Source organism: Agromyces molybdatiresistens (assembly GCF_052748445.2).
Genome location: NZ_CM188258.1, coordinates 149,656 through 164,483 on the forward strand (window position 1 = coordinate 149,656; position 14,828 = coordinate 164,483).

At 74.2% G+C, this 14,828-nt stretch carries 15 protein-coding genes; 13 read left to right on the top strand and 2 right to left on the bottom strand.

All coding sequences use genetic code 11. The features are described from left to right. Positions 1 to 27: 27 nt before the first annotated feature. Together ACULK2_RS00690 and ACULK2_RS00695 are read right to left on the bottom strand one after the other, a co-directional pair. A complete protein-coding gene (locus tag ACULK2_RS00690) occupies positions 28 to 1,431 on the bottom strand; it encodes a glutamyl-tRNA reductase (RefSeq protein ID WP_445967651.1) in 1,404 nt (467 codons plus the stop codon). 88 nt (positions 1,432 to 1,519) lie between these two features. Next, a complete protein-coding gene (locus ACULK2_RS00695) occupies positions 1,520 to 2,236 on the bottom strand; it encodes a hypothetical protein (RefSeq protein ID WP_445967650.1) in 717 nt (238 codons plus the stop codon). A gap of 233 nt (positions 2,237 to 2,469) precedes the next feature. On the opposite strand from ACULK2_RS00695, the gene hemE reads away from it, so the two are divergent. From hemE to hemL, 13 genes are all read left to right on the top strand, one after another. Further along, positions 2,470 to 3,630 (top strand): uroporphyrinogen decarboxylase, encoded by a 1,161-nt coding sequence (hemE, locus tag ACULK2_RS00700; protein ID WP_445967649.1) that lies wholly within the window; start codon positions 2,470 to 2,472, stop codon positions 3,628 to 3,630. Beyond that, positions 3,627 to 5,201, top strand: coding sequence for a protoporphyrinogen oxidase (hemG, locus tag ACULK2_RS00705; RefSeq protein WP_445967648.1), 1,575 nt, complete (start codon positions 3,627 to 3,629; stop codon positions 5,199 to 5,201). The genes hemE and hemG overlap by 4 nt, the downstream gene beginning before the upstream one ends. A 113-nt stretch (positions 5,202 to 5,314) precedes the next feature. After that, positions 5,315 to 5,773, top strand: coding sequence for a YtxH domain-containing protein (locus ACULK2_RS00710; protein WP_445967647.1), 459 nt, complete (start codon positions 5,315 to 5,317; stop codon positions 5,771 to 5,773). Between the two features lie 24 nt (positions 5,774 to 5,797). Next, positions 5,798 to 6,202: a phage holin family protein gene (locus ACULK2_RS00715; RefSeq protein ID WP_445967646.1), complete on the top strand. Its 405-nt coding sequence runs from the start codon at positions 5,798 to 5,800 to the stop codon at positions 6,200 to 6,202. Beyond that, complete coding sequence (locus ACULK2_RS00720; protein WP_445967645.1) at positions 6,189 to 6,482, top strand: DUF3618 domain-containing protein; 294 nt, start codon at positions 6,189 to 6,191, stop codon at positions 6,480 to 6,482. Before ACULK2_RS00715 ends, ACULK2_RS00720 begins: the two co-directional genes overlap by 14 nt. Then, on the top strand, positions 6,463 to 7,152 hold the full coding sequence (locus ACULK2_RS00725) for a GntR family transcriptional regulator (RefSeq protein ID WP_445967644.1): 690 nt from the start codon (positions 6,463 to 6,465) through the stop codon (positions 7,150 to 7,152). Before ACULK2_RS00720 ends, ACULK2_RS00725 begins: the two co-directional genes overlap by 20 nt. Before the next feature lie 25 nt (positions 7,153 to 7,177). After that, positions 7,178 to 8,302, top strand: a complete 1,125-nt coding sequence (locus ACULK2_RS00730) for a class I SAM-dependent methyltransferase (protein WP_445967643.1) — start codon at positions 7,178 to 7,180, stop codon at positions 8,300 to 8,302. 55 nt (positions 8,303 to 8,357) lie between these two features. After that, entirely contained in the window at positions 8,358 to 9,092 is a 735-nt protein-coding gene (gene hemQ, locus ACULK2_RS00735; protein ID WP_445967642.1) for a hydrogen peroxide-dependent heme synthase, read from the top strand. Beyond that, complete coding sequence (locus tag ACULK2_RS00740) at positions 9,092 to 10,378, top strand: ferrochelatase (protein WP_445967641.1); 1,287 nt, start codon at positions 9,092 to 9,094, stop codon at positions 10,376 to 10,378. Before hemQ ends, ACULK2_RS00740 begins: the two co-directional genes overlap by 1 nt. Continuing rightward, positions 10,375 to 11,346 carry a hydroxymethylbilane synthase gene (gene hemC / locus ACULK2_RS00745; protein WP_445967640.1) on the top strand — a complete coding sequence of 324 codons (972 nt, stop codon included), beginning with the start codon at positions 10,375 to 10,377 and terminating at the stop codon, positions 11,344 to 11,346. The genes ACULK2_RS00740 and hemC overlap by 4 nt, the downstream gene beginning before the upstream one ends. A gap of 14 nt (positions 11,347 to 11,360) precedes the next feature. Next, complete coding sequence (locus tag ACULK2_RS00750) at positions 11,361 to 12,158, top strand: uroporphyrinogen-III synthase (protein WP_445968207.1); 798 nt, start codon at positions 11,361 to 11,363, stop codon at positions 12,156 to 12,158. Between the two features lie 162 nt (positions 12,159 to 12,320). Further along, positions 12,321 to 13,316, top strand: coding sequence for a porphobilinogen synthase (gene hemB / locus ACULK2_RS00755; RefSeq protein WP_445967639.1), 996 nt, complete (start codon positions 12,321 to 12,323; stop codon positions 13,314 to 13,316). Continuing rightward, positions 13,313 to 14,650 (top strand): glutamate-1-semialdehyde 2,1-aminomutase, encoded by a 1,338-nt coding sequence (gene hemL / locus ACULK2_RS00760; RefSeq protein WP_445967638.1) that lies wholly within the window; start codon positions 13,313 to 13,315, stop codon positions 14,648 to 14,650. Before hemB ends, hemL begins: the two co-directional genes overlap by 4 nt. The last annotated feature ends 178 nt before the right edge of the window (positions 14,651 to 14,828 follow it).

The window sequence follows — 14,828 nt, forward strand, 5'->3', positions numbered from 1 at the left end:
CCGACCCCGTGTCCGGACGAGCGCCGCTCAGCCCGCGTCGGCGACGCGACGGTCGCCCGAGCCGGGCTCGCCGACGACCGGGGCAGCGGAGGCCGCAGGCTCGACCTCGGGCCGGATGCCGAAGATCGCCTCGAGCCCGTCGAGCCAGGCCTGCTGGTCGCCGGCGCGCGCGTACTCGCGCGAGCGGACCATGGGCGTGTGCAGCAGGACGCCCGCCATGTGCCGGAGGGCGGCCTCGGTACGCGCGTCGTCGTCGCCGCGCGAACGGGCGCGCTCGATCTCGGCGTCGAGCACGTCGAACACGTGGCGGCGGAGGGCGACGACGGCGGGTGCGAGGTCGAGCTCCTCGGCGACGCGGCCGAAGTTGCGCGCGGCGCGGTCGACGATCTCGCGGGCGGCGTCCGTCGAGCCGAACTCCTCGAGCGGCGCGTGGATCTTGATGGTCTCGAGGTCGAGCAGCTCGACCCCGGCCACGGCGACGACGTCGGGTGCCACGTTGCGCGGCAGGCCGAGGTCGATGACGAGCTGGCGGGGCGCGTCGGGATCGGCGCCGGTCGCGGCATCCGTCATCGGGACGACGCCCGGACGCAGCGCGACGGGCGGACGACCCTCGGCGACGGCGAGCTCGGTGCGGCCGAGCTCGAGCAGCGCGCGGTCGACGACGTGGTGCTCGACCGTCGTGCAGGTGAGGATGAGGTCGGCGCTCGCCGCGGCCGTCGCGTAGTCGGCGTCCGACACGGCCTCGATGCCGTGGTTCGCGGCGAACCTGCTCGCGCGACCCGAGACCGAGTGCACCGCGACGTCGACGACGCCGCGGTCGCGGAGCGCCGCGAGCGACGCGCCCGCGTAGCGGCCAGTGCCGACGAGGAGCACGCGAACGGCCGACCAGTCGGTCACGCGGCTCTCGGCGAGGTCGAGCGCGAGGCGTACGAGCGAGCGGCCCTCGTTCCCGATGCCCGTGCGGTTCTTCACCTTGCGGGACGTCTGCGAGGCGCGCTGGAAGAGGCGCTCGAGCTCGGGGGTCGTCGTGCCCTCCGAGCGGGCCCGCTCGAGCGAGCGGCGGACCTGGCCGGCGATCTCACCCTCGCCGACGACCACGGACTCGAGGCCCGCGGCGACCGAGAAGAGGTGACCCGCGACGGCGTTGCCGTGCACGAAGTCGAAGGTGCTGCGCAGTTCGTCGGTCGAGAGGCCCGCCACGTCGCCGACCGCGAAGATCGCGTCGTGCACGGCATCGACGGGCGAGTCGCCGTGCGGGATGTCGAGATCGAGGTAGGCCTCGAACCGGTTGCAGGTCGAGACGACGACGGCGCCCTGGACCGCCTCGTGCCCGTCGGTCAGCCGCGGTCCGGCGTGCTCGGAGGACGCCGAGAGACGTTCGAGCATGTCGAAGCCGGCGTTCTTGTGGCTCGCGGAGAGACAGATGAGCACCGAACGATTCTACCCGGCGTCGAAAGCGGCTCCGACCGGCCACGTCACGATCGCCTCGTGCGGCGCCCGTGCCGTCGCACGCGAGCGCTCAGGCCGCGGACCGGTCCTGCCGGATGATCGGGATCGCGCCCGTGACCGGCGGCAGTTCGAGCCCCTCGGCGGCGAGCGCCGCACGGTGCCGGGCCTTCCATGCGCGCACGACCGCGAAGAACGGCGCGTCGGTGAGCGCATAGCGGCCGGGGCGCGGGTCGTTCAGCATCATCGGCAGCTCGATGCTCGAGCCGTCGCGGCGGATCCGCACGACGGCGACCGGCACGCTCGTGCTCCCCGCGACGGTGGAGTCGGCGCGGATGTTGCGCACCTCGCGCCACGGGAACGCCGCCACGCGGCGCGGCCGGCGGCCGCCGCCCCAGAACGAGACGCCCTGGTCGTCGGCGACCACCGAGAACCGCGCGGGCAGCCGGGGCGATCGATCGCCGGGGCGGGTCAGTTCGTCGAGGCGGTCGACGAGGTCGCGGTTCCGGATGCCGCAGCTCACGGCGCCGGCGTGCACCGCCTCGAGCGCACGGTGCCTGGCGCGCGCCCGCACGGTCGCCGCGCCGCGGACGAGGGCGGACACGAGGAGGATGACGGCGGCCACGGCCGCGAGCGCGAGCGCGACCGGGGTGCCGGGCACCTCGGGAAGGGTCGGAACGATGCGATCGACCTGTCGCGCGCCGACGACGAGCGCGGCGACGACGGCGGCGGCGATGAGGGCGACGAGCACGATGAGGCCGGTGCGGTGCCGCGTTGCGATGCTGGACACGATGGTCTTCTCCGTCGGGGGCGGAGGCGCGCATCGCGAACGTGGTGCGGTGCGCGTCGTCGAGCCGGGGACGCACGACCCGACCGACCCTATCGGTGTGGGAGCGCGACCACCAGACCCGGTTCTCCGGACGGCCGACAGCTCCGGCGGATGCGCGCGCGGCCGTACCGGCGGCTCCGCCGGAGCGTGCGGCGGCGGCGCAGAGCTCCCGGATCAGGGCCCGCCCAGCCCCGATGGGGGAGGATGTCACGGTGAACCTCTCCCCGCAGCATCCGCTCGCCGCCGGCCTCACGCACGACTCGCGACTCGTCCGCGCGTACCGGGGACTCCGCAGCGACACCCTGCCCGTCTGGTTCATGCGGCAGGCCGGCCGCTCGCTGCCCGAGTACCGCGAACTGCGCGTCGGCACGCGCATGCTCGACGCGTGCCTCGACCCGGCGATGGCGGCCGAGATCACGCTGCAGCCCGTCCGCCGCCACGGCGTGGACGCGGGCATCTTCTTCAGCGACATCGTCGTGCCGCTGAAGCTCGTCGGCGTCGACGTCGAGATCCAGCCGGGCCGCGGTCCCGTCTTCGGACGGGCCCACGCGGATGCCGCGGCCGTCGCCGAGCTCACCGCGATCGACCCCGCGCGCCTCGACGAGGCGGCCGCGCCGATCACCGAGGCCGTGCGGCGCACGATCGCCGAGCTCGCCACCCTGACCGCGCCGGGTGCGCCGACCTCCACCCCCCTCATCGGCTTCGCGGGTGCGCCGTTCACGCTCGCCGCGTACCTCGCGGAGGGCGGCCCGTCGAAGGACCACCTCGCCGCGCGCACGCTCATGCACGCCGACCCCGGCGCGTGGCGCGCCCTCATGGACTGGACGGCGGAGCTCACCGGTCGCTTCCTGCGCACGCAGGTGCTCGCCGGAGCCTCCGCCGCGCAGCTCTTCGACTCGTGGGCGGGCGCGCTCTCGCTCGCCGACTACGAGACGCACGTCGCCCCCGCCTCGGCCGCCGCGCTGACGCACGTGCACGACCTCGCCTACGAGACGACGGATGCCTCCGGCTCCGCCGGCACCCACGCAGTCCCGGTCGTGCACTTCGGCGTCGGCACGGGCGAGCTGCTCGGCGCCATGAAGTCGGTCGGGGTCGACGTCGTCGGCGTCGACTACCGGGTGCCGCTCGACGTCGCCGCGCAGCGCGTCGGCGAGGGCGTGCCGCTGCAGGGCAACCTCGATCCCGCGCTCCTCTCCGCGCCGTGGCCCGTGCTCGAGCGCGCGGTGCGCGACGTGGTCGAGCGTGGGCGGTCGGCGCCGTCGCACGTGTTCAACCTCGGGCACGGCGTGCCGCCCGAGACCGACCCGGCCGTGCTCACGCGCGTCGTCGAGCTCGTGCACGAGGCCGGACGATGACCGACCGCGTCGGGCCGGGCGAGGACGCACGCATCCCGGGGCCCGACCACCGCTCGACCGACGTGGTCGTGGTCGGCGGCGGCGTCGCCGGTCTCGTCGCCGCACTGGAGTGCGCGCGCCTCGGCCTCGACGTGGTCGTGCTCGAGCAGTCCGACCGTCCCGGCGGCTGCGTGGGCCGCATCGAGGTCGACGGCCTCGCGCTCGACTCGGGGGCGGAGTCGTTCGCGACCCGCAACGACTCCGTCTCGAAGCTCGTCGAGCGCCTGGGCCTCGCCGACGCCGTCGAGTCACCGAACCCCGCCGGCGCCTGGCTCGTGTGGGGCGAGCGCGGCAGTGCGCGGGCCGCCCGCCTGCCCCGCACCGGGGTGCTCGGCATCCCGGCGAACCCGCTCGGCGACGACGTGCGGGCGATCATCGGCTGGCGCGGCGCGTGGCGCGCGTGGCGCGACCGCATCACCCCGATCCTCAAGATCGGCCGCGCCGAGCGTCTCGGGCCGCTCGTGCGCCAGCGCATGGGCGACGCGGTCCTCGACCGGCTCGTGACGCCGATCTCGGCGGGCGTGTACTCGACCGACCCGGACGACCTCGACGTCGACGTGGTCGCCCCGGGGCTCAACGAGGCGATGACCCGCGCGGGCTCGCTCTCCGGCGGCGTCGCCCAGCTCGTCGAGGCGCGGCGCGCCGGCGCCGCGGTGCTCGGGCTGCGGGGCGGCATGCACACGCTCGTCGACGCCCTCACCGCGGAGCTGGCGCGCTTCGGCGCGGAGGTGCGGACCGGTGTGCGCGCGACCGGGCTCGAGCGCCGGCCGGCCGACGTCGAGGCTCCCGCCCGGGAGGCCCCCGGCACGGCATCCGGCTGGCGGGTGCTCGGCGAGGCGGTCGTCGAGCCGGCCGACGGCGGCCCCGGCGACGCCTCGGCGGCCGAGCCCGCGGCATCCGTCGTCGTCGACGCGCGCTTCGCGATCGTCGCCACGCCCGCGCACGTCTCACGCGCCCTGCTCTCGGGCATCGCCCCCGAGGGAGCCCTCGCCGAGGACTGGCCGGCCGCGGCATCCGTCGAACTCGTGACGCTGGTGCTCGACGCACCCGAGCTCGACGCCGCACCGCGCGGCACGGGCGTGCTCGTCGCCGCCGGTGCGCCCGGTGTCACGGCCAAGGCGCTCACGCACTCGAGCGCCAAGTGGCGGTGGCTCGCGGATGCCGCCGCCGGGCGCCACGTGGTCCGGCTCTCCTACGGCCGGGCGGGCGCGGCGAGCCCCCTCGACGGGCTCGACGACGAGGCGGTCGCCGAACTCGCGCTGCGCGATGCATCCCTCCTGCTCGGGGTCGACCTCGACGCCTCGCGACTGCGCGCGCACGGCCGGTCCGCCTGGCGCGACGCCCTGTCGCAGGCCGCCGTCGGCCAGCGCGACCGTGTCCGCGCCCTCGAGACGGCGCTCGAGCACGAGCAGGAGCTGGCGCTCGCCGGGTCATGGGTCGCCGGAACCGGCCTCGCGTCGGTCGTGCCGCACGCCATCGAGGCCGCCGAGCGCATCCGGCGCCGGTCGCTCCGGATCGCCGAGGATGCATAGCCGGATCGGCATACGATCCGCCGGATCGCCCGGCAACCCCCTTGCGCCGCTTCCCCCGGGGTCTACGCTGGAGTGACGCTGTCAGAAGAACCGCAGCGGGGGATGGGGTGCACATGAAGGGCAAGATCCTCTTCGTCGTCGGTCTCGGCGTGGGCTACGTGCTCGGCACGAGAGCGGGGCGGGAACGCTACGAACAGATCCGGAAGGCCGCCGAAGACGTCTGGAACAAGCCGGCCGTCCAGGACGGCGTGGAAACGGTGAAGGGCTTCGCCATGGCTCGCGTCGGCGACGTGGGCGATGTCGTGCTCGACAACGCGAAGAAGCTCGTGCGGCAGATGAGCGGCGGTGAGGGCTCCACGTCGACCGGCTCCAAGTCGACCGGCTCGTCGTCCGGTTCATCGAAGTCGAGCTCGGCGGCGTCCAAGTCGACCGCGGCGAAGTCGAGCGGCTCGAGTTCATCCGGCTCGTCGGGCTCCTCGTCCCGATCGAGCGCGACGAAGTCCGGCTCCTCGGCATCGAAGTCGGGCTCCTCGGCATCGAAGTCGTCGGGCTCGTCCTCGTCCTCGTCCTGACCGACCCCGCGGAGGTGACTTCCGATGGCCGCACCACTGAACGACGAACGGTCGCTGTTCACCCTGGTCGGTGAGCTGCCCGACCAGATCCAGTCGCTCGTCAAGGCCGAGATCGACCAGATCAAGGCCGAGCTGAGCTACAAGGCGAAGCATTTCGGCATCGGCGCGGGCCTCGTGGTCGCCGCGGCGTTCGTCGGCATCTTCCTGCTCGGCACGCTCATCGCGACCGGCATCCTCGCGCTCTCGCTCGTGATGCCCGGCTGGGCGGCCGCACTGACCGTCTCCGGCATCCTGCTGCTCGTCATCGCGATCCTCGTCGGCGTCGCGCTCGTGAACTTCCGCCGCGGCAGCGAGCCGCTGGAGACCATCGAGAGCGTCCGCAAGGACATCGACGCGATCACCGGAAGGGGCGACTATGACCAGCACTGACGTCGTCCGGCTCGACAAGAAGCAGCAGCGCAACCTCACGCGCCTGCAGGCGCACGACAACGCGCGCGCCGCGCGCGACCAGCTCGCCGGCACGCTCGGCGCGCTGGAGGAGAAGCTCAACGTGCCCAAGCGCGCGGCGCGCGCGACGGCGCGGGCGAAGCGCCGCCTCCAGCGCTTCGCCGACGAACAACCCGGTGCGGCGCTCGCCGTGGCCGTCGGAGTCGTGGTCGCCGTCGGCGTCGGGGTCTGGCTCGTGGTGCGTGCCAACCTCGACGACTGAGCAACCGGGCCGCGTCGACGCAGACACCGCGTCGACGGCCGTCGAGCGTGTCACCGCGGTGATCCGCGACGAGATCCTGAGCGGCGCGCTCGCGCCCGGCACCCCCCTCCGCGAGGAGCCGGCCGCCGCCCGGCACGGCGTGTCCCGGCACACCGTGCGCGCGGCGTTCCAGCGCCTCGTCGCCGAGCGGCTCGCGGTGGCCGAGCCGTATCGTGGCGTCCGCGTGACGAGCTTCGACGACCGCGAGATCATCGCGCTGCAGCAGTTGCGCGCGGCGCTCGAGGTCGAGGCGCTGCGCATCGCGTTCGCCCGCTTCGGCGGCACGCTGCCCGCCGAGGTGATCGCTCCGGCCGCCGCAGCCTGCGACGCCATGGAGGCCGCCGCCGACGGCGGCCCCGGCGGGGCGTCGGATGCCGCGTGGCGACGCATCGAGCGGTATCACGCCGACTACCACGCGGCGCTGGTCGCGGCCTCCGACAGCCCGCGCATCATCGAGGCCCACGCGGCGATCGGCAGCGAACTGCTGCTGTTCGTCGCCCACGTCCGGCGGCACTACGGCGTCGCCGACCTCGTCGAGGAGCATCGGCGCCTGCTCGTCGAGCTCCCCGAGCGCGGGCCCGAGGCCATGCGCGCCCATCTCGAGCACTCCACCCGGCTGCTCACCGACTGAGCGGCCCTCCCCGCAAGGAGGCGACGTGTCCGCCACCGAACCCACCCCAGCACCCGATACCGGCGACCTCGCGACCGGCGCCGACCCCGTCGATGCGTTCGCCGATCGCATCTTCACGTCGGCGCTCGGGGCCTTCGAGACGCTCTCCGTCCACCTCGGCGACCGGCTCGACTGGTACCGCATCCTCGCCGAGCGCGGATCGCTCACCTCGTCCGAGCTCGCCGAGGCCGCCGGCACCGGCGAACGGTACACGCGCGAGTGGCTCGAGCACCAGGCGGTCAGCGGGATCCTCGCCGTCGACGACGCCGACGCCGCGCCATCCGATCGTCGCTACTCGCTGCCGCCCGCGCACGCCGAGGTGCTCACCGACGAGGAGTCGCTCGCGTACCTCGCGCCGATCGCGCGCATCGTCGCGAGCGCAGCGGCGCAGCTGCCCGGCCTGCTCGATGCCGCGCGCACGGGCGGCGGCGTGCCGTGGGCCTCGTTCGGCGCGGACATGCGCGACGCGCAGGGCGACATCAACCGCCCCTGGTTCGACCGGCAGCTGGCCGGGGCGCTGGCGTCGGTCCCCGAGCTGGACGCGGTGCTCGGTCGACCCGGCGCGCGGATCCTCGACGTGGGCTGCGGGCACGGGTGGTCGTCGCTCGCGCTCGCGCGGGCGTATCCCGAGGCCGTCGTGGACGGCGTCGACATCGACGAGCCGTCGATCGCGTCGGCGCGCGCCCACGCCGACGACGCCGAGCTCGCCGACCGGGTGACCTTCCACCTCGGCGGCGGCGAGGCGCTCGCCGAGGAGGACGCGTACGACGCGGCGTTCGTCTTCGAGGCGCTCCACGACATGCCGAACCCCGTCGAGGTGCTGACGGCGCTCCGCCGCGTCGTGCGCGACGACGGCGCCGTCGTGATCATGGACGAGGCCGTCGCCGAGACGTTCGCGCCCGACGGCGACGAGGTCGAGCGGATCATGTACGGCTACAGCCTGCTCGTGTGCCTGCCCGACAGCCTCTCGACGCCGGGGTCGGTCGGCACCGGAACCGTCATGCGACCCGCGACGCTGGACGCCTATGCGCGGGATGCCGGCTTCGCTTCGACCGAGATCCTCCCGATCGAGGGCTTCGCCGCCTTCCGCTTCACGCGCCTCCGTCCCTGACCGCGGCATCCGTCGCCCTTTTTGACCTTTCAGGTTGCGGGGGGAGGATAGTGGCATGTCTTCCCCCGCTGCCGAAGGGGCAGCCGCGAGCGCACCCGAGTCCGACCCGACCCCCTCGCCCGAGGGCTACACGCTCTTCGCCGTGTTCCGAAAGGATCCGGCGCGACCCGACGACCTCGACGGTCGCGACGTGCCGCGCTTCGTCGACGAGCTCGACGGCGTCATCAACGTCGTCGACGACGAGGGCGTGACCGTCCGGGGCATCTACGACGTGTCGGGGCTCCGCGCCGACGCCGACGTGATGCTCTGGCTGCACGGCCCGACCGCCGAGGGCCTGCAGTGGGCGCTCCGCGAGCTGCGCCGTGCGCGGCTGCTGCGCGCGCTGCTGCCCACGTGGAACGCGATGGGCGTGCACCGCGACGCCGAGTTCAACAAGTCGCACGTGCCCGGCTTCCTCCGCGGCATCGAGCCGAAGGCCTGGCTCACGATCTACCCGTTCGTCCGCAGCTACGAGTGGTACCTGCTGCCGCCCGAGGAGCGCGGCCGGATGCTGGCCGAGCACGGGCGCAAGGGGGCCGCGTTCCGCGGGGTCGTGGCGAACACGGTCTCGGCATTCTCGCTCGGCGACTACGAGTGGCTGCTCCCGATGGAGGCCGATGAGCTCACCGACCTCGTCGACATGATGCGCGACCTGCGCGCGACCGACGCGCGCCGCCACGTCCGCGACGAGCTGCCGTTCTACACGGGCCGTCGCATCACCACCGCCGAACTCGTCGAGGTGCTGCAGTAATGCCCGCGTCGAACCTCGGCGGTGCGGGCGCCGATTCGCCCGAGCGCGTTAAGGCCGCCGAGTCCGGCGACCCGCTCCGGGGCGTGAAGCCCGCGGCCGCGACATCCGCCCCCTTCGCCCCGGGCGCGGTCGTGGCGGGCGCGACCGAGCCCGCGCAGCCGGGCCCCGCGCACGTCGAGGCGCCGGTCGCGTACGACGCGATCCTGCTGGCCGGCTTCGGCGGGCCCGAGGGCCAGGACGACGTGATCCCGTTCCTGCGGAACGTCACGCGTGGCCGCGGCATCCCCGACGAGCGCCTCGAGGAGGTCGCGCACCACTACCGCCACTTCGGCGGCGTGAGCCCGATCAACGAGCACAACCGCGAGCTGAAGGCCGCGCTCGAGGCCGAGCTGGCGCGGCGCGGCATCGACCTGCCGGTCGTCTGGGGCAACCGCAACTGGGATCCGTACCTGAACGACGCCGTCCGAGAGGCGCACGAGCACGGATGGACGAAGCTCATCGCGATCGCGACGAGCGCCTACTCGTCGTATTCGAGCTGCCGCCAGTACCGCGAGGACTTCGCCGACGCGCTGGAGGACACCGGCCTGGGCGGTGTCGTGCAGATCGACAAGGTGCGCCAGTTCTTCGACCACCCCGGTTTCGTCGCGCCCTTCGTCGAGGGCGTGCGCGACGCCATCGCGAAGCTCGAGGCCGAGCACGCGGGCCTGAACCGCACGACCGAGGTCGAGGTGCTGTTCGCGACGCACTCGATCCCGACGACGGATGCCGCGAAGTCGGGCCCGGCGGAGCGCGGCTTCGGCGAGGGCGGCGCGTACGCGGCCCAGCACACCGCCGTGGCCGAGGTCGTCATGCGCGAGGCCGGCGCGGGCGACGTGCCGTGGCAGCTCGTCTACCAGTCGCGCTCGGGCCCCCCGACGCAGCCGTGGCTCGAGCCGGATGTCAACGACGCGATCGCCGAGCTGCCCGCAGCAGGCCGCAAGGCGGTCGTGATCGTGCCGCTCGGCTTCGTGAGCGACCACATGGAGGTCATGTGGGACCTCGACGAGGAGGCCATGGAGACCGCCGAGGAGCACGGCCTCGCCGCGGTCCGCGTGCCGACGCCGGGCGTGCACCCGGCCTACGTCAGCGGCCTCGTCGACCTCGTGCTCGAGCGCGTCGACGGTACGCCCGCCGCCGAGCGCCCGCACGCCACCGACCTCGGTCCCTGGTACGACGTGTGCCGCCCCGGCTGCTGCGAGAACGTGCGCCTCGGCTTCAAGCCGGCCCTCGCGGGGATCGCACCGTGACCGCCGCGGCGGCGCAGCGCGACGTGATCCGCGTCGGGACGCGGGGCAGCGCCCTCGCGCTCGCGCAGACGACGCAGATCGCCGAGCGCCTCGGGAAGGCCGCCGACGCGGACATCGAGATCGTCACCGTCACCACGCAGGGCGACACGTCGCGCGCATCGCTGCAGACGATCGGCGGCACGGGCGTCTTCGCGGCCGCCCTGCGCGAGGCCCTCATCGCCGGCGAGTGCGACGTGGTCGTGCATTCGCTGAAGGACCTGCCCACCGCCGAGCACCCGCAGCTCCGGCTCGGCGCCGTGCCCAAGCGCGCCGACGCGCGCGACGCGCTGTGCGCGCGCGACGGTCTCGCGCTCGCCGACCTGCCCGAGGGCGCCCGCATCGGCACCGGTTCGCCGCGCCGCATCGCGCAGCTCGCCGCGACGCGGCCCGACGTGGTCGCGGTCGACGTGCGCGGCAACATCGACACGCGGCTCGGATTCGTCGAGCAGGGCGAACTCGATGCGGTCCTGCTCGCGTCCGCGGGGCTCGGGCGACTCGGGCGAGCGGATGCCGCGACCGAGCGCTTCCCGCTGAGCGACTGGCCGACCGCGCCGGGTCAGGGCGCCCTCGCGCTCGAGGTCAGGAACGAGCGCGGATCGCGAGCGCTCGAGCGCGGGCTCGAGGCTGTCGACCACGGCACGACCCGGGCGACGGTGCTCGCCGAGCGCCTCGTGCTCGCCGGCCTCGAGGCGGGCTGCGCCGCCCCCGTCGGGGCCACCGCATTCGTGGAGGACGAACTTCTGTTCCTCACGGCGACGGTGTACAGTGCCGACGGGACGCGGCAGTTGACCAGTTCGCACGCCGCCACCCCCGACAGCCGCTCGGCCGCCGACCTGGCGGACGCGGCACGCGATGTCGCATCCCGCGTCGTCGCGGACCTCCTCGGCAACGGCGCCGCCGATCTCGCCCCTGCCCTGGAGTCGCCGTGACCGAATTCGAACCGATGACCGGCGCGATCAACCTGCCCGGAGCCGACGGCTCCAAGCCGCTGGCAGGATGGCGCGTGCTCGTACCCCGCGGCGGACCCTGGGGCGACTCGGTCGCCGCTTCCCTGCGGGCGCGCGGCGCCTCCCCGGTCATCGCGCCGATGATCAACTTCGCGCCGACCGACGACCAGCCGGCACTCGAGGCGGCGCTCGCGAAGCTCGCCGCCGGCGGGTTCGACTGGGTGACCGTCACGAGCGCGACCACGGTCGACGTGCTGTCCTCGTACGGCGCGGTCATCCCGGAGTCGACGAAGGTCGCCGCGGTGGGGGAGACCACCGCGGCCGCCCTCGTCGCCGCCGGCTACCGCGCCGACATCGTCCCCAGCGAGGAGAACTCCGCTCGCGGACTCCTCGAGGAGTGGGAGGCGGCGACCGAGGGCGTCGTCCCGCTGCGCGTCCTCGCGCTCCGCTCGGCGATCGCGAAGCAGGTGCTCTCGGTCGGCCTCGAGCGCATCGGCCATCACGTGGAAGCGGTCGTCGCCTACCGCACGGTCGGGGTGCCGGTCGCGCAGAAGGTCGTCGACGACGTGCGCGCGGGCAAGGTCGACGCGATCCTCGTGACCTCGGGCAGCGTCGCCGAGCAGGTGCAGGCGCAGCTCGGCCCGGTCCCCGAGAAGACGCTCGTCGCCGCGATCGGCCCGCAGACGCAGAAGGACGCCGCGGCCTTCGGCCTCCGCGTCGACGTGATCGCCGCGGAGCGGTCGGCCGAGTCGCTCATCGACGCGGTCGTGAGCTCGGCGCTCGCGAGCGCCTGACGCGCCCCGCGGCACCCGCCCGCCCTGCCCGTTCGAGTGCGCTCTCTGCGGTCGAGTGCGGTTGCATCCGGGACTCCACCGCAGAGATCGCACTCGATCCGAGCTCGCTCGCACGCGCCCGCGCCCACCGACCGCACAGCCGCGCGCGCGTAGGCTTGGCGGGTGACTTCCGCACCCGCCCCCCGCGTGCGGCCCCGGCGCCTGCGTGAGACGCCGGCCCTGCGCCGCCTCGTGTCCGAGACCCGCCTCGACCCCGCCGAGCTCGTGCTGCCGATCTTCGTCCGCGAGGGCGTGACCGAGCCGATGCCGATCGCGTCGATGCCGGGCGTCGTGCAGCACTCGCTCGATTCCGTGAGGCAGGCGGTGACGGATGCCGCGGCCGCGGGCGTCGGCGGCGTGATGCTGTTCGGCGTGCCCGAGACCCGCGACGCGACCGGTTCGTGCGGTGTCGACCCGGACGGCATCCTCAACCGCGCGACGCGGGTCGTCGCCGACGAGGTGGGCGACGCGCTCGTCGTGCAGACCGACCTGTGCCTCGACGAGTTCACCGACCACGGCCACTGCGGCGTGCTCGACGTGTTCGGACGGGTCGACAACGACGCGACGCTCGAGGTCTACCGCGAGATGGCGCTCGTGCAGGCGGCGTCCGGATCGCAGCTGCTCGGCCTCTCGGGAATGATGGACGGCCAGGTCGCCGCCGTGCGCGAGGCGCTCGACGGCGCGGGCTTCACGCACACCGCGATCCTCGCCTACTCGGCGAAGTACGCCTCGGCGTTCTACGGCCCGTTCCGGGACGCGGTCGAGTCGACGCTCGAGGGCGACCGCCGCACCTACCAGCTCGACCCCGGCAACCGGCGCGAGGGCCTGCGCGAGGCGATGATCGACATCGACGAGGGCGCCGACATCGTGATGGTCAAGCCCGCCGGCTCCTACCTCGACGTCCTGTCGGATGTCGCCGCCGCGAGCGACGTGCCCGTCTGGGCGTACCAGGTCTCGGGCGAGTACGCGATGATCGAGGCCGCCGCCATGCACGGGTGGATCGACCGCCGCCGCGCGGTGATCGAGTCGGTCCGCGGCATCCGCCGCGCCGGCGCCGACGCCGTGCTGACCTACTGGGCGACCGAGCTCGCCGGCTGGATCCGGGAGGGGACCGAATGACGACCGCACCCACGGCCACGAACGCCGACCTGTTCGCCCGCGCTCAGGCCGCGATCCCCGGCGGCGTGAACTCACCCGTGCGCGCGTTCCGCTCGGTCGGCGGCACGCCGCGCTTCCTCGTTTCGGCGCGGGGACCCTACGTGACCGACGCCGAGGGGCGCGAGTACGTCGACCTCGTCGCGGGCTGGGGTCCGGCGATCCTGGGCCACGCGCACCCCGAGGTGATCGCCGCGGTGCAGGAGGCCGCGGCCCGCGGCCTCTCGTTCGGCGCCTCGACCCCCGTCGAGACCGAGCTCGCCGAGCTCATCGAGCAGCGCGTCGCGCCGGTCGAGAAGCTGCGCCTCGTGTCCACCGGCACCGAGGCGACGATGAGCGCCATCCGCCTCGCTCGCGGCTTCACCGGGCGCGACCTGCTCGTGAAGTTCGCCGGCCACTACCACGGGCACTCCGACGGCCTGCTCGCCGAGGCGGGCTCGGGGCTCGCGACGTTCGCGCTGCCCGGCTCCGCGGGCGTGCCCGCCGACGTCGCCGCGCTCACCCTCGTCGTGCCCTACAACGACCTCGACGCGCTCCGCGCGGTCTTCGCCGAGCACGGCGACCGCATCGCGGCCGTGATCACCGAGGCCGCTGCTGCGAACATGGGCGTCGTGCCGCCGCTGCCCGGCTTCAACCGCGCGCTCGTCGAGCTCGCGCACGCGCACGGCGCGCTCGTCATCAGCGACGAGGTGCTCACGGGCTTCCGGGTCTCGAAGGCCGGCTGGTGGGGCCTCGAGGCCGAGACGGATGCCGCGTCCACGCCCGACCTCCTCACGTTCGGCAAGGTCGTGGGCGGCGGCATGCCGGTCGCCGCGCTCGGCGGTCGCGCCGAGATCATGGAGCGGCTCGCGCCGCTCGGCCCGGTCTACCAGGCGGGCACCCTCTCGGGGAACCCGGTCGCGGTGACCGCGGGCGTCACGACGCTGCGGCTCGCCGACGACGCGGTGTACGCGAAGCTCGACGAGGTGAGCGCGCTGCTGCAGCGCGAGGTCTCGGCGGCGCTCGCCGCCGAGGGCGTCGCGCACGTCGTGCAGACGGCCGGCAACCTGTTCAGCTTCATGTTCGGCGACGCGGTCGCCGCGGGCGCGCGCGACTACGCGACCGTGCTGTCGCAGGAGTCGTGGCGCTACCCGCCGTTCTTCCACGCGATGCTCGACGCGGGCGTCTCGCTGCCGCCGAGCGTCTTCGAGGCGTGGTTCGTCACGGCCGCGCACGACGACGCGGCGGTCTCGCGCATCGTCGACGCCCTCCCCGCAGCCGCCCGCGCCGCGGCATCCGCCCGCCCGCCGCAGGCCTGACCCTCCGCCCTCCCCGCCCGCCCACCGTTCACAGGAGATCCCGCGGTCCGCAGGACGGTCCCGCCGGAGCCGTCCTGCACATCGTCGGATTTCCTGTAGACGAGGGCTGGCGGGTGGAGACGGGGGCTGGCGGGATCAGCGGGGCGACCGTCGATGGTCGGGATCGTGCACGGAACGG

Excerpts from the sequence above, each read along its gene's own strand:
- hemE (WP_445967649.1), top strand. The coding sequence starts at position 2,470 with ATGGGGGAGGATGTCACGGTGAACCTCTCCCCGCAGCATCCGCTCGCC.
- hemG (WP_445967648.1), top strand. The coding sequence starts at position 3,627 with ATGACCGACCGCGTCGGGCCGGGCGAGGACGCACGCATCCCGGGGCCC.
- ACULK2_RS00710 (WP_445967647.1), top strand. The coding sequence starts at position 5,315 with ATGAAGGGCAAGATCCTCTTCGTCGTCGGTCTCGGCGTGGGCTACGTG.
- ACULK2_RS00715 (WP_445967646.1), top strand. The coding sequence starts at position 5,798 with ATGGCCGCACCACTGAACGACGAACGGTCGCTGTTCACCCTGGTCGGT.
- ACULK2_RS00720 (WP_445967645.1), top strand. The coding sequence starts at position 6,189 with ATGACCAGCACTGACGTCGTCCGGCTCGACAAGAAGCAGCAGCGCAAC.
- hemQ (WP_445967642.1), top strand. The coding sequence starts at position 8,358 with ATGTCTTCCCCCGCTGCCGAAGGGGCAGCCGCGAGCGCACCCGAGTCC.
- ACULK2_RS00740 (WP_445967641.1), top strand. The coding sequence starts at position 9,092 with ATGCCCGCGTCGAACCTCGGCGGTGCGGGCGCCGATTCGCCCGAGCGC.
- ACULK2_RS00750 (WP_445968207.1), top strand. The coding sequence starts at position 11,361 with ATGACCGGCGCGATCAACCTGCCCGGAGCCGACGGCTCCAAGCCGCTG.
- hemL (WP_445967638.1), top strand. The coding sequence starts at position 13,313 with ATGACGACCGCACCCACGGCCACGAACGCCGACCTGTTCGCCCGCGCT.